Annotated in this window: 19 protein-coding genes and 1 pseudogene; 19 read left to right on the forward strand and 1 reads right to left on the reverse strand. The window is 45.4% G+C overall.

From position 1 onward, the window contains the following. Positions 1 to 657 precede the first annotated feature (657 nt). The 19 genes and pseudogenes from NHN17_RS10905 to modC all read left to right on the forward strand — a co-directional run bounded on the left by NHN17_RS10905 (position 658) and on the right by modC (position 18,197). Positions 658 to 999: a DUF4996 domain-containing protein gene (locus NHN17_RS10905; RefSeq protein ID WP_255042501.1), complete on the forward strand. Its 342-nt coding sequence runs from the start codon at positions 658 to 660 to the stop codon at positions 997 to 999. 378 nt (positions 1,000 to 1,377) lie between these two features. Beyond that, positions 1,378 to 2,256 carry a nitrogenase iron protein gene (nifH, locus tag NHN17_RS10910; RefSeq protein WP_255042505.1) on the forward strand — a complete coding sequence of 293 codons (879 nt, stop codon included), beginning with the start codon at positions 1,378 to 1,380 and terminating at the stop codon, positions 2,254 to 2,256. Positions 2,257 to 2,294: 38 nt separating this feature from the next. Beyond that, positions 2,295 to 3,761, forward strand: a complete 1,467-nt coding sequence (nifD, locus tag NHN17_RS10915; RefSeq protein WP_255042506.1) for a nitrogenase molybdenum-iron protein alpha chain — start codon at positions 2,295 to 2,297, stop codon at positions 3,759 to 3,761. Positions 3,762 to 3,818: 57 nt separating this feature from the next. Next, positions 3,819 to 5,390, forward strand: a complete 1,572-nt coding sequence (gene nifK, locus NHN17_RS10920) for a nitrogenase molybdenum-iron protein subunit beta (protein ID WP_255042507.1) — start codon at positions 3,819 to 3,821, stop codon at positions 5,388 to 5,390. Positions 5,391 to 5,466: 76 nt separating this feature from the next. Next, positions 5,467 to 5,688, forward strand: a complete 222-nt coding sequence (nifT, locus tag NHN17_RS10925) for a putative nitrogen fixation protein NifT (RefSeq protein WP_255042509.1) — start codon at positions 5,467 to 5,469, stop codon at positions 5,686 to 5,688. A gap of 52 nt (positions 5,689 to 5,740) precedes the next feature. Further along, on the forward strand, positions 5,741 to 6,400 hold the full coding sequence (locus tag NHN17_RS10930) for a NifB/NifX family molybdenum-iron cluster-binding protein (protein WP_255042510.1): 660 nt from the start codon (positions 5,741 to 5,743) through the stop codon (positions 6,398 to 6,400). Positions 6,401 to 6,493: 93 nt separating this feature from the next. Next, positions 6,494 to 7,879, forward strand: coding sequence for a nitrogenase iron-molybdenum cofactor biosynthesis protein NifE (gene nifE, locus NHN17_RS10935; protein ID WP_255042512.1), 1,386 nt, complete (start codon positions 6,494 to 6,496; stop codon positions 7,877 to 7,879). Further along, positions 7,876 to 9,228 carry a nitrogenase iron-molybdenum cofactor biosynthesis protein NifN gene (gene nifN, locus NHN17_RS10940; RefSeq protein WP_255042513.1) on the forward strand — a complete coding sequence of 451 codons (1,353 nt, stop codon included), beginning with the start codon at positions 7,876 to 7,878 and terminating at the stop codon, positions 9,226 to 9,228. The genes nifE and nifN overlap by 4 nt, the downstream gene beginning before the upstream one ends. Positions 9,229 to 9,301: 73 nt before the next feature. Next, positions 9,302 to 9,763, forward strand: a complete 462-nt coding sequence (locus NHN17_RS10945) for a NifB/NifX family molybdenum-iron cluster-binding protein (RefSeq protein ID WP_255042515.1) — start codon at positions 9,302 to 9,304, stop codon at positions 9,761 to 9,763. A gap of 17 nt (positions 9,764 to 9,780) precedes the next feature. Beyond that, on the forward strand, positions 9,781 to 10,041 hold the full coding sequence (fdxB, locus tag NHN17_RS10950) for a ferredoxin III, nif-specific (protein WP_255042516.1): 261 nt from the start codon (positions 9,781 to 9,783) through the stop codon (positions 10,039 to 10,041). A 381-nt stretch (positions 10,042 to 10,422) separates the two neighbouring features. Further along, a complete protein-coding gene (gene nifU / locus NHN17_RS10955; protein WP_255042517.1) occupies positions 10,423 to 11,271 on the forward strand; it encodes a Fe-S cluster assembly protein NifU in 849 nt (282 codons plus the stop codon). Then, positions 11,264 to 12,472 (forward strand): cysteine desulfurase NifS, encoded by a 1,209-nt coding sequence (gene nifS / locus NHN17_RS10960; RefSeq protein WP_255042519.1) that lies wholly within the window; start codon positions 11,264 to 11,266, stop codon positions 12,470 to 12,472. The genes nifU and nifS overlap by 8 nt, the downstream gene beginning before the upstream one ends. Before the next feature lie 10 nt (positions 12,473 to 12,482). Further along, positions 12,483 to 13,646: pseudogene (gene nifV, locus NHN17_RS10965) on the forward strand (homocitrate synthase); the annotation flags it as partial. Between the two features lie 99 nt (positions 13,647 to 13,745). Further along, positions 13,746 to 14,066 carry a nitrogenase-stabilizing/protective protein NifW gene (locus NHN17_RS10970; RefSeq protein ID WP_255042523.1) on the forward strand — a complete coding sequence of 107 codons (321 nt, stop codon included), beginning with the start codon at positions 13,746 to 13,748 and terminating at the stop codon, positions 14,064 to 14,066. Then, positions 14,059 to 14,505, forward strand: a complete 447-nt coding sequence (locus tag NHN17_RS10975; RefSeq protein ID WP_255042524.1) for a nitrogen fixation protein NifZ — start codon at positions 14,059 to 14,061, stop codon at positions 14,503 to 14,505. The genes NHN17_RS10970 and NHN17_RS10975 overlap by 8 nt, the downstream gene beginning before the upstream one ends. 17 nt (positions 14,506 to 14,522) lie before the next feature. Next, positions 14,523 to 15,368 (forward strand): peptidylprolyl isomerase, encoded by an 846-nt coding sequence (locus tag NHN17_RS10980; RefSeq protein WP_255042526.1) that lies wholly within the window; start codon positions 14,523 to 14,525, stop codon positions 15,366 to 15,368. A gap of 97 nt (positions 15,369 to 15,465) precedes the next feature. Beyond that, complete coding sequence (gene modA / locus NHN17_RS10985; RefSeq protein ID WP_255042527.1) at positions 15,466 to 16,209, forward strand: molybdate ABC transporter substrate-binding protein; 744 nt, start codon at positions 15,466 to 15,468, stop codon at positions 16,207 to 16,209. A gap of 66 nt (positions 16,210 to 16,275) precedes the next feature. Further along, positions 16,276 to 16,953 (forward strand): molybdate ABC transporter permease subunit, encoded by a 678-nt coding sequence (modB, locus tag NHN17_RS10990; RefSeq protein WP_255042529.1) that lies wholly within the window; start codon positions 16,276 to 16,278, stop codon positions 16,951 to 16,953. Then, positions 16,953 to 18,197 carry a molybdenum ABC transporter ATP-binding protein gene (gene modC, locus NHN17_RS10995; protein ID WP_255042531.1) on the forward strand — a complete coding sequence of 415 codons (1,245 nt, stop codon included), beginning with the start codon at positions 16,953 to 16,955 and terminating at the stop codon, positions 18,195 to 18,197. Before modB ends, modC begins: the two co-directional genes overlap by 1 nt. A gap of 1 nt (position 18,198) precedes the next feature. Here modC and NHN17_RS11000 read toward each other — a convergent pair whose 3' ends face one another. Then, entirely contained in the window at positions 18,199 to 18,759 is a 561-nt protein-coding gene (locus NHN17_RS11000) for a nitrogen fixation protein NifQ (RefSeq protein ID WP_255042534.1), read from the reverse strand. Between the last annotated feature and the right edge of the window lie 10 nt (positions 18,760 to 18,769).

Genomic DNA, 18,769 nt, shown 5'->3' on the forward strand with positions numbered 1-18,769 from the left:
ATGGACAACGTATCACCATTTCCAGGAGGCGGTCATGGAGTTATCAAAATGTAGCACTATTAGGATCAGCTATTTAGTGAACAACGAGATAGATGGGAGCTGTCTGAACTCAACAGACTATTCCAAAGTCACTCTTTCCAAGATATGAGTGATGACTTCAATCCCCCCTTCACCTACAATATTAATTACACGTGTATCAGATAATAGTAATTTATTAATTGAGTCTCTATCATGGAGTCGCTCTAGAAAGCCAGTGTCATCAAATTCCACCATTAGTAAATTATGGAAAATATGGTTTTTATCTTCTTCCCATATTTTGGGGATGGTTACAGTTGATAAATATGCCCTATTATCCAAATTATGAATTGTGTCTTTAATTTGTCTAAAGGTATAATTATCCTACTTATCAAGTAAATAAACGCAGAATTGTCTCAAGTTAAAAAAAGCGGAAGATTCTAAAGGTCTACTATGGCAAACTCGATTTCGACAGGGGGCTAATACAGGGCAACCGCACGAGTAGATTTTTTGTAAACACTAACCACTTTCTTTGTTAACTCGTCAAAAGTGAAGGAAGGTAAGTACCGATCCTTGAGTTCAAAATTCAAACAGCTCTCTGCAAAAAGCGTCTTCGACCAAGCATCTCATGGTTAAGAAAGTGTGAGATTTAACATTGATTCAACTCATGCGCTCGCCCTGGTTCGTAACGCGTATCAATACCCGAGCCCAATTACTGAGGATGGTGGTTACTTCTTTACAGATGAAGCCATGGTACTTCGTGATAAATATAATACGCATCTTTGGATTAATACACTATATGAAGGCTCAAACCCAGGTCTTCGTTCTGGTGGAAGAGGCGATGAAATGGCATTTGAAGGTGGGCTAGCAGATGAGGTATGGGGTTGGTGGCATAAAACGGGAGCAACGATGTTCCAGACTGACGAGCCTATTATGGCGACACAATATCTTGATGAACAGGGTTACCGCCGTCCATATAAGTAATAGTTAGTAAATAAAATCCTTCAACGAGCTGAAATATCAGCTCTTTCTTTCATATAAGTAGTACCTTTCTATCAATGTAAATCTCTAAAGCCCATCGATGCTTCAGATCGTCGCACAACCGTATGTATCAATGTCATGTAAGGTTAGGCAAGCAGATCGAGGTCAAGGATTTGCATCAAAGCACTATTCACGACAAACCCCCTTGTCACAAAGACGACAACACCAAACAAATGTCGTATTTCTAAGTCACCCATCATTCACTTAATCTTACTTAAATTTATTTATAAACAATAAGTTATGCTCATATTTATATGTTGGTACGTTTCTCGCTAACTGTAGATTGAGGCAAATGAATTGTTTATTAAATGGAGAGATATTATGGCTATTCGTCAATGTGCAATTTATGGAAAAGGCGGTATCGGTAAATCAACGACAACTCAAAACTTAGTCGCAGCGCTAGCTGAAGCGGGTAAGAATGTAATGATTATTGGTTGTGACCCTAAAGCGGATTCTACGCGTTTAATCCTTCACTCGAAAGCGCAAAATACCATCATGGAAGCGGCGGCAGAGCAAGGCTCGGTAGAAGATATTGAATTAGAGGATGTATTAAAGGTTGGCTATGGCAATGTGAAATGTGTCGAGTCAGGCGGTCCTGAGCCAGGCGTTGGTTGTGCTGGTCGAGGGGTTATTACCGCAATCAACTTCTTGGAAGAAGAAGGCGCATACGAAGAAGATTTAGATTTTGTCTTTTACGATGTACTAGGGGATGTGGTTTGTGGTGGTTTCGCCATGCCAATTCGTGAAAATAAAGCGCAAGAAATCTATATTGTTGTTTCTGGTGAAATGATGGCTATGTATGCCGCAAATAATATATCTAAAGGTATTTGTAAATATGCTACTACTGGTAGTGTCAGACTTGCAGGTTTAATTTGTAATTCACGAAATACTGATCGTGAAGATGAGTTGATTATTGCCTTGGCTGAGAAAATTGGCACGCAAATGATTCACTTTATTCCTCGTGACAATATTGTACAGCGTGCTGAAATTCGTCGTATGACCGTCATTGAATACGATCCTAAATGTAATCAAGCAGACGAATATCGCACCCTTGCACAGAAAATCATTAATAATGAAAAGTTTGTTATTCCAGAGCCAGCCTCTATGGATGAGCTTGAAGAGTTATTGATGGAGTTCGGTATTATCGATGAAGAAGATGCCTCTATTATTGGCCGTACTGCCGAAGAAGAAGCCGCTTAATAAGATAAACACAGATCAATTTTTATTAGGAGGCAGGGATGTCGATGAATAAATCAGAAACACAAGCGCTCATTGATGAGGTGCTTGATGTATTTCCCGAGGTGGCAAAGGCTGATCGTGCTAAGCATGTCTCGGTAAACGACCCAAGTGGCACCAGTAGCAAGTGTATTACCTCTAACCGCAAATCACTACCCGGTGTTATGACGGTACGAGGTTGTGCTTATGCGGGGTCAAAAGGGGTCGTTTGGGGGCCGGTAAAAGATATGATCCATATCTCTCATGGTCCCGTTGGCTGTGGTCAATACTCGCGTGCTGGCCGCCGTAACTACTACACCGGTACAACAGGTGTGGACAGCTTCGGTACCATGAACTTTACCACCGATTTCCAAGAGCGAGATATCGTATTTGGTGGTGATAAAAAACTGAGTGCCGCAATTGATGAGTTAGAAGGGTTGTTCCCATTAAGTAAGGGCTACTCGGTTCAGTCTGAGTGTCCGGTTGGGCTGATTGGGGATGATATCGAGGCGGTATCGAAGATAAAAGGCGAAGACATTGGCAAGACGATTGTTCCGGTTCGTTGTGAGGGTTTCCGTGGGGTGTCTCAGTCTTTAGGTCACCACATCGCAAACGATACGATTCGAGATCATGTGCTGGATAAGTCAGATGACATCGAGTTTGAAACCACGCCTTATGATGTGGCTATTATCGGCGACTACAACATCGGTGGTGATGCATGGTCATCAAGGATCATTCTTGAGGATATGGGGCTTCGAGTGATCGCTCAGTGGTCGGGTGATGGCACCTTACCAGAGATGGAAAAAACACCGAAGGCGAAGCTAAACCTCGTTCACTGTTACCGTTCGATGAACTATATCGTTCGTCATATGGAGGAGCATCACGGCGTGCCTTGGGTCGAATACAACCTGTTTGGACCGACAAAGATTGAAGAGTCGATGCGCAAGATAGCAGAGTACTTCGATGACACAATCAAAGCCAAAACAGAAGAGACCATTGCCCGTTATCGCGAACAGTGGCAGGCCGTTATTGATAAGTATCGTCCGCGCCTAACGGGTAAGAAGGTGATGCTCTATGTGGGTGGTTTGCGTCCTCGTCATATCATCGGTGCCTATGAAGACTTAGGCATGGAAATCGTCGGCGCTGGGTATGAGTTCGCTCATAACGATGACTATGTCAAAACAACCCCAGAGTTAAAAGAGGCGACATTATTGTTTGATGATGCGAGCTCCTATGAGCTTGAAGCCTATGTCAAAAAACTCAATCCAGACCTTGTTGGGTCAGGGGTAAAAGAGAAGTACGTATTCCAAAAAATGGGTTTCCCATTCCGTCAGATGCACAGCTGGGATTATTCCGGTCCGTATCACGGCGTTGACGGTTTCGCTATTTTTGCAAGGGATATGGATCTCACCATCAACAACCCGTGCTGGAGCAAGATGACCCCACCTTGGCTACAAGAAGAATCAACGTTGTTAGCTGAAACGGCCTAAGCCATATAAGTAACCGAGCCGTAGTTTGCGTATGAGCAATACGGTAGGAGAGATGTTATGCCACAACAAACTGATGATATTAAAACGGGCTACTCGCTGTTTAAACAACCAGAATATCAAGAGATGCTTGCTAACAAGCAAGCGGATTTTGAAGAGCGTGTTGATCAAGCAAAGATTGACGAAGTCTTCGAATGGACAACAACGGAAGAGTATCAAAAGCTTAATTTTGAGCGTAAACACATCACCATCGATCCAGCTAAGGCTTGTCAGCCATTGGGTAGTGTTTTGTGTGCGCTAGGATTTGAAAAAACACTTCCTTATGTTCATGGCTCACAAGGCTGCGTCGCCTATTTTAGAACTTATTTTAACCGTCACTTTAAAGAGCCTGTTGCCTGTGTATCAGATTCAATGACTGAAGATGCGGCCGTATTTGGAGGACAAGATAATATCTATCACGGTCTGCAAAATGCTTACGCTTTATACAAGCCTGAAGTGATCGCAATCTCAACCACCTGTATGGCCGAGGTTATTGGGGATGACCTCAATGCTTTTGTTGGTAATGCTAAAGAGGGCGGTTATCTTCCTGCAGAAGTTCCTACCCCATTTGCCCATACACCGAGCTTTGTTGGGAGCCATTTAACGGGCTGGGATGCCATGCTTGAAGGCATGTTGCGCTACTTCACCCTTTCTGATCTTGATACCGCAAAAGTGGCGACCGTCAATAAGGTCAATATTGTTCAAGGCTTTGATACCTATTTGGGTAACTACCGCGTGATTAAACGCATGATGGAAGAGATGGGTGTGGAATATAACCTGTTATCTGACCCATCAGAGGTGTTAGATACACCAGCCGATGGTGAGTATCGCATGTATGCAGGTGGCACACCGATCGATTCAGTAAAAGAAGCGCCAATGGCGAAAGCCACGCTACTGTTACAGGGCGATCAAATGGTCAAAACACGGAAATTCATTACGAACACGTGGCAGCAAGAGGCACCCGCTATCAATATTCCTATGGGGATAGATTGGACCGATGACTTCTTGATGAAGGTATCGGAGATTACTGGACAGCCAATACCTGAATCGATAGCAAAAGAGCGTGGTCGTCTGGTCGACATGATGACGGACTCACACACTTGGCTGCATGGCGTGACCGTTTCTCTGTTTGGTGACCCTGATTACCTACTTGGTATGACCAAACTGCTCACGGAATTTGGCTGTGAGGTAAAACATATTCTCTGTCATAACGCGGCTAAACGTTGGCGTAAAAAGATGGAGGCATTAATTGCACAATCGCCCTATTCAGAGAATGCACAAATCTTTGTTGGTAAAGACTTATGGCATTTCCGTTCGTTAATGTTTACCGATAAGCCCGATCTGATGATTGGTAACTCATACGGAAAGTTCATCGAGCGCGATACGCGTGCAAAAGGAGAAGAGTTCGAGGTACCTCTTGTTCGTATCGGTTTCCCAATCTTTGATCGCCATCATCTGCACCAACAAACCACGTTAGGTTATGAAGGGGCGATGACCATTCTTACCACACTGGTGAATGAAGTATTAGCCAAACTGGATCGAGAAACATCTGAACTCGGAAAGACCGACTTTGGTTTTGATTTAGTCCGTTAATCGATTTACGTAGAGGGGATGGAATTCATACATCGCTCCCGATATCCATTCCCTCTACCTTTTTAAGGAAAACAGTATGGCTAATGTAATGATTCAATATACCGAGGAAGGGGCTCTTTCTCTTTATCTACCAAAGAAAGATCTCGAAGAATTAGTCGTTAGTTTCGAATTCGACGAGTTAGAAAAGTGGGGAGGGGAGGTAGTACTGGCAAATGGTGCCGTCTATTTCATCGACCCAATGAAAAAACCAGAGCGTTTACCAAGAACCGTTCGAGCCAAAAGGCTTGTTGCCGCTTAAGGAAGAATGGTGCGGAGCTGCTTAACCAGTACTGCTAATAGGGAGATAAATAATGGAGTCGGTATTAAACGAACAACTTGCACTACGAATTGCACTTGCAGGTAAGGCACTTCCCGAAGTCGGTGTTGAAGCATTGTTAAAAGGGCTGATCGCTGCGTTGGGGTTGCCTCTTAGTGAAGAAAAACTCGCACAACTATCGCCGAGACGTTTGCGCAGTATCGTGAGTGCCAATGAACGACACATCACAAAAAATGCGATTGTGCAGGCATGTGCAGCCTTGAACAATCCATTGGAGCAAGATATGGAAGCTCCTACTCCAGACGTAACGCAACCTATGACAGATGCATTTATTCGCGTTGCGGTTAGCTCAAATCATTCAGAAGAAGTGAATGGGCACTTTGGCTCTTGTTTACGTTTTCTCATTTATGAAGTGGATGCTAAACGAAGCTATCTCGCTGAAGTCAGGAAGGTGAACACGTCTGCGAAAGGGGAGCAAAGAACAAATGATTTGGTTGATTTGGTTCGTGATTGTGACGTGTTGTTCACGCTTTCTATTGGTGGACCAGCAGCCGCGAAAGTGACAAGAGCCGGGGTTCATCCTGTGGCTGTGAAGAAAGAGAATCTCGCACCCAAATTAATGATAAGCCTGACTGAGCGACTAGCTGCCAGCCCACCACCTTGGTTAGCACAAGCCGCAAATAATAAAAAATAGCGCTTCACGGCTAAATACATCGCGATGTAACTCGGGGTTGTAGCGATTTTCACTCACTTTGAGATGGCTATTTTGATATCGCAGGGAGCGATTATGAAACGATCAGACATTGCATTATTACAGGATGAACCATCTTGTGAGCATAACAAAAAAGAGAAGAGCGGCTGTAGTCGCCCTGTACCAGGTGCAACGGCGGGTGGATGTACATTTGATGGTGCCCAAATCAGCTTATTACCGGTTGCCGATGTGGGGCACTTGATCCACGGCCCGATAGGGTGTGCAGGCAACAGTTGGAATAACCGCGGAACCAGAGCATACGGCCCAAACCTTTTCCGCTTAGGCTTTACCACCGATCTGAATGAACAAGATGTCATCATGGGGCGCGCTGAAAAGCGGCTACTTCATGCGATAAAGCAGCTGATTGATACACATAATCCACCGGCAGTTTTCGTCTATGTTACCTGTGTGCCGGCGCTCGAGGGCAACGATGTCGAAGCCATCTGTGACATTGCCCAGCAGCGCTGGGGGATCCCTGTGGTCGCGATTGATGCGGCGGGGTTTTATGGCAATAAGAATCTGGGTAACCGCATTGCTGGCAAGATAATGATTGAAAAGGTTATCGGCAGCGCCACGCCACCGCCGAAACCCTTGATGAAGCACGATCCCACCCGTCACGTCCACGATATCGTCTTGATTGGCGAATACAACATTGCCGGCGAGTTCTGGCATGTTTCCCCTCTTTTTGAAGAGCTCGGTTTACGAGTATTGTGTTGTCTGGCGGGCGATACACAGTTTCATGAGATCCAGACCATGCACTGCGCCGATGCGGCAATGGTGGTTTGCTCTCGCGCTCAGATAAATGTCGCAAGAGAGCTGGAGTCTCGCTGGAATATATCGTGGTTTGAGGGCAGTTTTTATGGCATCGAAGACACCTCACAGGCCTTAAGACAATTTGCCGCTCTTCTAAACGATCCGCAATTAACTGCCCATTGTGAGGCGGTGATTGAGCGTGAAGAGCAAGCCATACGTCAGCAGCTTCAGCCGTATCGAGAGCGCCTGCAAGGCAAACGAGTCCTGCTATATACCGGTGGGGTGAAGTCTTGGTCGGTGGTCGCTGCGCTGCAAGAGCTTGGCATGCAGGTGATTGCCACCGGCACCAAAAAGTCGACGGAAGCCGACAAGGCGCGCATCGTTGAGATCATGGGGCAAGATGCCAACATGCTCGATGAGGGCGGCGCAAGAAACCTGCTGGATACGGCGTATCAACATCATGCCGACATGATGATAGCAGGGGGAAGGAACATGTATACGGCGCTCAAGGCGAGAATGCCGTTTCTTGATATCAACCAAGAGCGTGAACACGCCTATGCTGGCTATAAGGGCATGCTAACACTGGCGCAAGTCTTGGTGAGTACATTGGAGTGTCCTATCTGGGACAATCTGAGCGAGCAGCCGCAATGGATGGAGGCAGAGCTATGATTAAACACGATAACCAACCATTGGTTCAGCAGCCACTAAAGACCAGTGCTGCCACGGGTGCTGCGCTGGCCGCAATGGGCGTTGCCAACGCCATTCCGTTAATGCATGGCTCACAAGGCTGCGGTGCGTTTTCAAAGGTCTATTTAATTCAGCACTTTAGAGAGCCGATGCCGATACAAAACAGCGCCATTGATCAGGTGGCGGCGGTCATGGGGGGCGACGATAATCTACTCGAAGCCTTGGCGCTCTTGTGCCAAAAACATCAGCCCGATTGCATTGTTGTCACCACCACAGGGCTAACCGAGATGCAAGGTTGTGACACGGTTAGGGTGATTCAAGCCTTTTACCGTCAATACCCGCAATACCGCCAAACGGTGGTGATTCCGGTTGCGACGCCCGATTTTGTCGGCACCATGCAAAGCGGGTTTAGCTCTGTTGTGGATCAGTTGGTGCGCCAGCTTGCGCCGACTGAGGTTGATGAAGAGGCAAGGCTTGTTCGTTCACCCACTCAGGTCACCCTGCTGTGCTCCGTCTCCGCCACTAGCGCCGATATCGAAAACGCCAAGCGTTATATCGAAGCCTTTGGTTTGGACGCATTGGTTATTCCCGATATCTCTGACTCGCTTGATGGACACCTTGCCAAGGGTGATTACAGCGCAACCAGCACTGGCGGCACAGCTGTGGCCTCGATTCGCAATATTGCCGCTAGCGCATTGACCATTGTGATGGGGGAGTCATTGCTTCCAACAGCGAAGTGGCTGCAAAAACGCTTTGATATTCCTTATCTCTCATGGGAAATGGGAATGAAAAGTACCGATCAATTGATTGGCTACCTTCACACAATGACCGCACATCCCGTCCCAGCGTGGATTAAGCGTGATAGACAGCGACTCGAAGATGCCTGGCTCGATAGTCATTTCTTGCTCTCTGGAGAGCAGATTGCGATAGCGCTCGAGTCCGACCTAGCGGCGAATTATCTGGCTCTGTTAAATGAGATTGGAGCGGAGGTCAGCCTCATTATTACCACAGGGGCGAATGAGGCACTGAAACAGGCCAAAAGGGTCATCATTGGCTCGCTGTCAGAGCTGAATCACCTCGATGGCCGTATCAAGGCCGTTATCGGTAGCACGCATGCCGCGCAGATAACCGAACCAGCCATTCCGGTGTTGCGGGCCGGTTACCCATGCATCGATCAGCTTGGCAATATGGATGTGGCGCAATGGGGCTATCAAGGGGCACGCTCTCGTCTGTTTGCCTTGGCCAATCTGCTCCTGAGTCATCATAGTGATGAGGTGGAGCTGCACCACAGTGATTATCGATTTGATGCCAGTGAGGTGTCTGCGAGTTAGCAGCGAGAGTAAAGGATATAGGGCTCTTTTGACAGGGTGTGAATCTGTATTGAGCAAGATATGAGGATTTGTTATGGAAGTCGCCAGACGTTTAGAAGCCGTGCTTGAACCGAGCGTTTTTGATTTGAAGGTGGCGGTCGCCACCCAGAGCCGAGAGTTTGTCGATCAGCATTTTGGGCAGACAGAGGCTTTATTGATCTATGGCATCAGCGACAGCGAATGCCAACTAATAAGGGCTACCGAGTTTCCGGTGCCTAAGGCCGAGCGATCTCATGGCGCACTGCCGGCCAAAATAGCAGAGCTGTCAGATTGTAACGCCGTTATCTGCAACGCTATCGGAAATGCGGTTGTGCTGAAGCTGATGGATAAACAGATCATGCCGATTGTTGTATTTGAGCAAAAACCAATACGCAGCGTGTTAGAGGAGCTTCAAACGCAACTTCGTGAAGATAGGCCGCTCTGGATGACCAGAATATTAGCCAAAAGAGAGAAGCCACCATCGCTAGAAAGGTTATTGGACGAACCTTGGAATTAAATAAAAAGGAGTAACACATGACAAATGTTGTCGGGCAAACACGGGGCGGCAAGCCTTGGGTGCCAACGTTTATTAGTAACGTTAATCAAGATGTCTGCATTGGCTGTGGACGCTGTTATAAAGTCTGTTCACGTAATGTCTTCGACCTGGTCGAGCGAGAGTGCGATGACGATGAAGATGATCAGGTCATGATGGTGATGAATATTGCCGATGGTGACGATTGCATCGGCTGCGGCGCCTGCTCAAGGGTCTGTACCAAGCGTTGCCATGAGTTTTAGTCGGCTATCTTAGCCCTAAGCGTTATGTTAACGCTTAGGGTACGCATTCTTGTTGATCACTGCATTCCTTCGTCTCCCTTCACCATCTGCGTAAACATTCATTGTTCCGTCCTTTTTGATATAAACCAAGCCGATTATGCTCTGCTTAATTTAGCTCATCCATTAACGCGTTGGCTTGTATTGGTTAAGTCTGTCTAATTCGTTGTTCTGTTTGTGACAATTTGTCGGGTACTGACCATTTTTTTAATAACTCCGTTCTGTTTTGTGATCTTAAGTGTTTGTTATTAATGGTTTTAATTTTTTGTGTGCGCTGGCTCACTCTTTGCATTCACATACTATAACCATTTTATTGAAGCGTAGACGTCATGCAGGGAGAGCTTTATGTGGGATTATTCAGACAAGGTGAAAGAGCATTTCTTCTCACCCCAAAATGCCAAAGTTGTACCCGATGCGAATGCGAAGGGGGATGTGGGATCATTAAGTTGTGGTGATGCACTTAGCTTAACATTAAAGGTCGACCCAGAAAGTGAATTGATTGAAGACGCAGGTTTCCAAACATTTGGCTGTGGGAGTGCGATCGCGTCTTCATCTGTGTTAACGGAAATGATTATTGGACGCACGTTAACGCAAGCTCAAGCACTGACTAACCGTGATATAGCGGATTATTTAGATGGGTTGCCACCAGAAAAAATGCATTGTTCAGTTATGGGCGTAGAAGCTTTACAAGCTGCCATTGCTGATTATCGCGGGGAAGTCTTCAATGATGATCATGAAGAAGGAGAGCTAATCTGTTGTTGTTTTGGCATCGACGATATCTTGATTCGTAAAGTCGTTAGCCAGAATAATCTTACTTCAATAGATGATGTCATCCACTACACCAAAGCGGGAGGCGGGTGCTCTACATGCCATGAAAAAATTGAAGATGTATTAATGGAGTGCCTTAAAGAGAAAGAACTTAGCGAGCAAGATGGTAGTGCAGAAAAAATAGCGACTATTGAATCAATATTAGCGAGTGTAAGACCTGGTATTCAAGCTGATGGCGGTGATGTATCGCTGGTAGAGCTCGATGATGACATGGTCTTTATCGCGATGAGTGGGAATTGCTCTGGTTGTGGAATGGCAGGAATGACCATTGCTGATATAGAGCACCGAATTTGTGAGGCATTAGGTGCCTCTTATACCGTTTTCCCAGTGCAAGCTCCACAAGCTAAGGAGGTGAAATATGGTTGATATAACGTATTTGGATAATAATGCGACGACACGACTTGCACCAGAAGTCTTCAGTGAGATGCGCCCATATCTTGAAGAGCATTATGGCAACCCATCGTCGATTTACCACTTTGGCTCTCAAGTAGGCAAAAAAATTGAGGAAGCACGCGAACGCGTCCAGATGTTATTGGGTGCAGAGTATGCAACTGAAGTGATTTTTACCGCTTCGGCGACGGAAGCCACGGCGACGGCAATCCATTCAGCACTAGAGGCGTATCCAGAGCGACGAGAGATCGTTACTTCAGTGATTGAGCACCCAGCGACGTTGGCATTATGTCAGCACCTTGAACGCCAAGGGTATCGCGTTCACTGGATTGCTGTGGATAGCAAAGGTTCGTTAGATCTGACGACACTTAAAAGTGTGCTAACAGAACGTGTTGCTGTCGTCAGCTTGATGTGGGCAAATAACGAAACGGGCACACTCTTTCCTATTGAAACAGTCGGGTCTTGGGTAAAAGAAGTGGGGGCACAATTTCATGTCGATGCCGTACAAGTCGTGGGTAAACACCCTATCAATATCGCTCAAACATCGATTGATATGCTGTCACTCTCTGCGCATAAATTTCATGGACCAAAGGGGGTTGGTGCCCTGTATGTGAAAAGGGGAAACAGATTTAGACCCTTACTCCGTGGCGGGCATCAAGAACGTGGTCGCCGAGCAGGAACAGAGAATACCGCAGGTATCATCGGATTAGGCAAAGCGGCAGAGTTAGCAATATCATCTCTGGCTGATGACCTCTCTCGGATAAAGGTACTTCGCGATCATTTAGAGCAAACCTTACTCGCTGTTGTCCCACACAGTTTTGTGACTGGCGATCCGCAGTGCCGAGTGGCAAACACCTGCAATATCGCTTTTGAATTTATTGAAGGTGAAGCGTTACTGCTCATGCTTGACCAGTTAGGTATTGCCGCTTCGTCAGGGTCGGCATGTACCTCTGGTGCATTAGAACCATCACATGTTATGAAAGCGATGGGAGTACCATTGACAGCAGCGCATGGCACATTGCGTTTTTCCCTTTCTCGTTACACCACAGAGGAGGAGATTAACCGGGTTATTGATGCGCTTCCAAAAATAGTCGCTCAGTTAAGAAACTTATCGCCATACTGGAATGCTGAAACGAATAGTGCCGATATGAGCAGCTTTGTTCCTCAATATGGATAAGGGGAGCGCCATGAAAGATTTCGCTGTACAGGAAAAGAAGTTAACCGCTCGAACCACGACACATCGGCATGTGGTCATTAATGACACAACACTCAGAGATGGTGAACAGAGCCCAGGTGTTGCTTTTACTGCGGATGAAAAGCTAGATATTGCTGTGTCATTACAAGCCGCGGGGGTCGATGAAATTGAGGTGGGGATCCCGATGATGGGAGGTAAAGAGCGGGAAGTTATTCGTGCGATTACCCAGCTGTTAACGACGACTCAATCGATGGCGTGGTGTCGAATGCATCCCAATGATCTTAGTGCGTGTAGACACCTTACTGTTGATTGGCTCGATCTTTCGTTGCCAGCTTCAAGTCAACAGCGTGGGAGTAAGCTTGGCGTTTCTTTACCGGCCCTTCTCGAACAGTCAACGACGGTTATTCGTGATGCTATTCAGATGGGTTTTCGGGTTTGTGTGGGAATGGAAGATGCATCTCGAGCGGCACCAGAAACATTAATTCAAATCGCGGAGATGGCGCAGACAATGGGGGCAGAGCGGCTTCGTTTTGCTGATACTGTCGGCATACTTGATCCATTTAGTACCTATGAGGCGATAAAGTTTCTTGTTGAGCGTTCAGATCTGCAAATAGAGATGCATGCTCATGATGATCTCGGTATGGCTACCGCGAATACCTATGCGGCTATTCAGGCAGGGGCCTACTCTGTCAATACGACATTAAATGGACTGGGTGAGCGTGCTGGAAATGCTCCTCTGGAAGAAGTTGTTGCTACGTTAAACGCGCTGCAAGGTAATACGATGAGTCCTGTTCAAGATGAAAGCAGAAAGACTTTCGTTGACCTCGCCAAATTGCCTGAACTTTGTCAAAAAGTGGCTCATTATTCTCGTCGCCCTAACCCTGCGAATAAGCCCGTTGTTGGTGATGTTGTATTCACTCATGAGTCGGGTATTCATGTCGATGGGCTTATAAAAAACATGGAAAACTACCAAGGGTTGAAGCCGCACCTTGTTGGGCGTGAGCATGAAATGGTATTGGGAAAGCATTCTGGTTGCCAAGCCATTCAAACGGTGTCAAAACAGTGGGGGATGGAGCTTTCTCCTCGGTCTTTATTGCCGATTAAAGCGCTGTTACGCCGCTGGGCAGAAGAGAATAAGCGAATAGTGGAACGCGCTGATTTCGTCACGATAATCGATTCTCTCTAATTATGAGACAAGCCGGTTTAGGGCGTTGGCAATATCATAATCAGTATCGAGCAAGGAGGGCTAAATACGATGATTTCTGATGTTTTAGAAGAGTTGGAGTCGGTGGAAGATATCTTTCATCATTTTGAAATCCCGTTTGATACTGCTGAGCTGAAGGTTCGTCGGATTGATCTTCTTCGACGAGTCGGTGCGTGTATCATCGCTCATCAACAAGAAAGTAACCTTGAACGTTTTCGTCTTGCTTTAATCGATACTTATCAAGAGTTTTTGAATGCTGGCGACCCCCTTGAGCTGCTGTCAAAATGCGCAGGTTGCAGCCAATGTGATGACCCTGAAGATGACAATTGTACTGAGGTTGGCAGTATTCCAATTAAGGTTGCTTATGAATGATATACGCTTCTCTATCGGTGACGAAGTACGGGTTGTACGAGATATTCGTAGTGATGGCAGCAATGTTGGTTATTCAAAAGGTGACTTATTGGTGCGAGAAGGCGAGATTGGCATCGTTCGTCATGTCGGATACTGGCTACAAGACCAAGTGATATTTCGAGTCTATTTTTTAAACGCAAATATGACTATTGGTGTGCGAGATAAAGAGGTTATTAGCGCTCAGTTAGCTTGGTGTCCGACCAAGTATTACAGAGGACAAACAGTGCAACTGACTCTCGATCTCAGAGCGCAAGGGGAGATGATTGCCAGACGAGGTGATGACGTTCAGGTTATTGATTATGAGCGTGATTTAGCAACAGGCGATTTGAATTACAAGATTGCACTTAATGAGTTTTGGATCAATGTCGCCGATCGAGCATTAAGTTCATCACTATCATAGTAAGCAGGGATCGCTTAATGATGAAAATAGTAGAAGATTTAAACAGCATAGAAGATAGTTTGCAATATGATGTGATGCGTTTGGCGCTCACAAAATATGGAGAAAATGCATCACTTTTACCTGACGATGTGCAGAAAACACTTCGTAAAGAGGCTTTAGCTATTCAGCAGTTACGGTTTAAAATTCTTCGCTCTCCAGAAGCGGCGACGTTACAAGTGAGTGAATCAGAAATAATGGATTCTATCGCAGCGCTGATTAAAGAGAGTGAGACTGATTTTAATGAGCTGTTATCTAAGCATGATTTTACTCATGAAAAATTAATACGGGTACTGAATCTAGAGTTACTTGCAACAAAAGTACTGGATAGTGTTAGTCAAAATATACCTGAGTTAAACCTTGAGCATGCGCATGATTATTATCATAAGAATATTGATAAATTTTCAAGAAATAAGCTTTGGAATCTCAATCAGATACTTATTACTGTTAATGAGGATTATGATGGCAGTAATAGAGAGGAAGTAATCGATAAAATTGATAAAGTTCATCGTATTGCCACGCTTGATAATTTTAGTCACTTAGCGCTGCAACATTCAGAGTGCCCATCAGCAGCCAATGAGGGCTCCCTTGGTTGGTGTGAAAGTGGGAAGCTCTACCCAGAGATTGAGCAAGTACTTGAAGCCCTTGAACCCAATCGTATAAGTCAACCTATTGAAACTGAGTTAGGTTTTCATCTGGTTATGTATCAAGAGACAAAGTCAGCCAAGATATCATCATTTGATGAAGTCAAACCCCAATTGATGCAATGGCATAAAGAGAGAGCGCAACGTTACTGCCAAAAACAGTGGCTAGCAGGATTAGAATAGAGAATTATTTGTAAGCCTAAATGCCTAGGTGTCTTAATTAATACTGCCAATATTATCGTTGTGATATTTATATCAATCAAATCATAAGGTTATAACAATGAGAAAGATTATTTTTTTCGTACAGCTATTAACGTTAACGAGTGTATTTCCTGTTTATGCCGATGTGTTAGTTGCGGTAGCGAATAACTTTTATTTACCATCACAAAAGCTTGCTGAAAAATTTGAACAAGAAACAGGTGAAAAAATTGAAATAAGCACCGGCTCCACAGGGCAACTTTATGCGCAAATTAAAAACGGAGCGCCATTTGATATATTTTTAGCCGCTGACCAAGCCAGACCTAAAGCGCTGGCAGATGAAGGCTTATCACTTGAGGCGAAAACATACGCGCAAGGTATTCTTGTTCTTTGGTCGCCAGATCCTCGGCTGATTGATAAAGAGGGGGCTGTTTTAGATAGTCAGCAGTATGCCTATATTGCTGTCGCTGATCCTAAACTCGCCCCGTACGGTGCCGCAGCAATGGAAGCGTTAGATCACATTGGCCTTCGTGAGGTTGTGACAGCAAAGCAAGTGGTAGGGAAAGGGCTCAATGCGACTTATCAGTATGTGGATAGCGGTAATGCACAACTAGGCTTTCTTGCCTATTCGCAAGTCATTGACAAAATTAAAGCGAAGCAAGGCTCCTTTTGGAAAGTCCCCACATCAACTTACCAGCCAATTTTGCAAGATGCCGTGTTAATGAAAGCGGCTGCCAATAAAGTATCTGCTGTTGCTTTCATGGACTACCTACAATCCGAAGCTGGGCGCCAACTTATCGCTGACTATGGTTATGAAGTGCCTTAAAACCAGAAACATTGGATATTTAGGGTCATTGAGTAGAAAACGTTTTATGTTTACTGGGAGGTCAACATGGATTGGACTGTCGTTACGTTAACACTGCGTTTAGCATTAACGGTGACACTGGTATTGCTGTTAATTGCAACACCAATAGCATGGTGGCTTTCTCAAACAGCGTCACGCTGGAAGGGCTTGATTTCTGCAGTATGTACTATGCCGATGGTGCTGCCACCGACCGTATTAGGTTTCTATCTTTTGGTCTTAATGGGGCCTCATGGACCACTTGGCTCATTGTTTAACGCCATGGGGATACCGCGTTTGCCTTTTTCGTTTATGGGTATTGTTATCGCGTGTACAGTGCACTCACTTCCCTTTGTTGTTCAGCCATTGGAAAACAGCTTTAAAGCGATTGGCAAAGCACCGTTAGAAGCGGCTGCAACATTACGTTGCCCACCTTATAAGGTCTTTCTTGAAGTGGCATTACCATTAGCATGGCCTGGCATACTCAGTGCTGCAATTATGGGCTTTTGTCATACATTGGGTGAATTTGGCGTGGTTTTGATGGTTGGTGGGAATATCCCAGGACAAACGCGTGTACTTTCTGTTGCTATCTATAGTCATGTAGAGGCGATGGAATATGCGCAAGCACATATGTTGGCGGGTGGGCTTGTCATTATATCCTTACTTGCACTGTTAATGATTCACGCTATTCAAGGTTATGGCGCTTTTCTACGCCAGGAGAGCGCATAATGATGATAAATGGTAATACATTAACTTCACACCTAGTCGAAGGGGTTAAGCAGCAAGGTGTTAGCCAAAACGCCACAGCGGATGACTTGCGAATTCGTATTGAACAGTCTTATAAAGGGTTTACATTAGATGTTGATCTGCGCATACCCATGCGTGGGGTAACGGTACTGTTTGGCCCTTCTGGCTGCGGCAAAACAACGTGTTTGCGAGCACTTGCAGGGTTGAATCGATTTGATTCGGCTGACATAACATTTGGTAAAGAAGTTTGGCAAGATAAAAATAACTTTGTACCTGTATATCAAAGAGGTATCGGTTACATTTTCCAAGAGCCCGCTCTATTCCCCCACTTATCTGTCAGGGATAACCTGAAATTTGGAATGAAACGAATCCCTAAAAGTGAACACCGAGTTGAGCTTGATGAGTTACTTGATCTGCTGAATGTTGGTCACTTACTCGAACGGCGTCCAAACGGATTGTCGGGTGGAGAAAAACAACGGGTCGCCATTGCTCGTGCTTTGCTTACCTCACCACGTTTACTGTTAATGGACGAGCCACTCTCAGCACTTGATAGTCAGATAAAAAGGGAAATCCTTCCTTACTTAGAGCGCTTGCACCAGTACTTACAGATCCCCATTGTCTATGTTACACATAGTGTTGAAGAGTTAACTCGACTTGCCGATCATCTTGTTCTGTTAAAAGAAGGTTCGATGATTGCAAAAGGTGATCCAGCAACACTGTTGATGTCACCGCAGCACCAACACGCATTTGGTCAATCAGCCGGTGTTCTATTAAATGTGCTTAATGCTGAAAGTGCGAACGATGGGCTGATTAAATTTTGGTGTGGTCAAGAACAGGGATCAGCTGTACCTATTTGGATAACCCTCGGTGAGAGCGAAAGCCGTTATTCCGAGCAGAAAGAAGAACTTGCTCAGTATCGAGATAGATACCGATGTCGAGTACTTGCTACGGATGTCAGTATTGCATTAGATAGACCGACGAATACATCTATCATAAACCTTCTTCCTGCAAGGTTAGTGTCGATCAACAGCTCAGAAGAGATGGGGCATTTCGATAACCATCAGGTTGATCACTCATTATCAAAGGCTGTTGAAGTTCTGCTTAAACTTCAATTAGCCAGTGGTGAATGTATATTGGCCCAAATTAGCATGGCATCTTTGCGTCGTTTGAATTTGGTCATTGGCCAGCATGTATGGGCGCAAATTAAAGCGGTTGCAGTACTGTGATTTAAACGTCGTCTATAAAACATTCACTCCTCGAACTACACGCCTCACAGCTTGGTGCGCGGCATACATAGTCGCCACCTGCTTGACACAGTTGTAGATAGAAAAAACGTTTCCAACGCATATTTTTAATGTTCATGGTATGTAGGGTGGGAAGGTAAATGCTGATTAAGGTGGAAAGATCTTGGCGGCAGTCCATACCCAGATCTTTCCATAAGTGCTGCTGCCCTAAACAGGCAGCGGCTAATACCTTACAAAAGTGTTCTGCATGTAACTCCTTTGGATTTATATGTGGAGTGAATAGACTATGCAGCGTCAGCCACTCTTCTTCTCTCGATTTAAGTAATGTTCCTCGCAATTTAGCTTGCTCTGTTAAAACAGGCTGTTCGCTAAGTAATGACCCCTGTTCAAGGTCGAAATCAAGTACGATGTTTTCGAAAGCTTCTTGCGTGATACCGAACGTTGGAGGCAGCGCACTCTTACCTTGCAAGTAACGTGTGTAAATAGATCGCCATAATCGTGACAGCGTCACCTTGTGGGGTTGAGGAGGCGTTAATTTATTCAATGCAATTCCT

Source organism: Photobacterium pectinilyticum (assembly GCF_024357955.1).
Classification (GTDB): domain Bacteria; phylum Pseudomonadota; class Gammaproteobacteria; order Enterobacterales; family Vibrionaceae; genus Photobacterium; species Photobacterium pectinilyticum.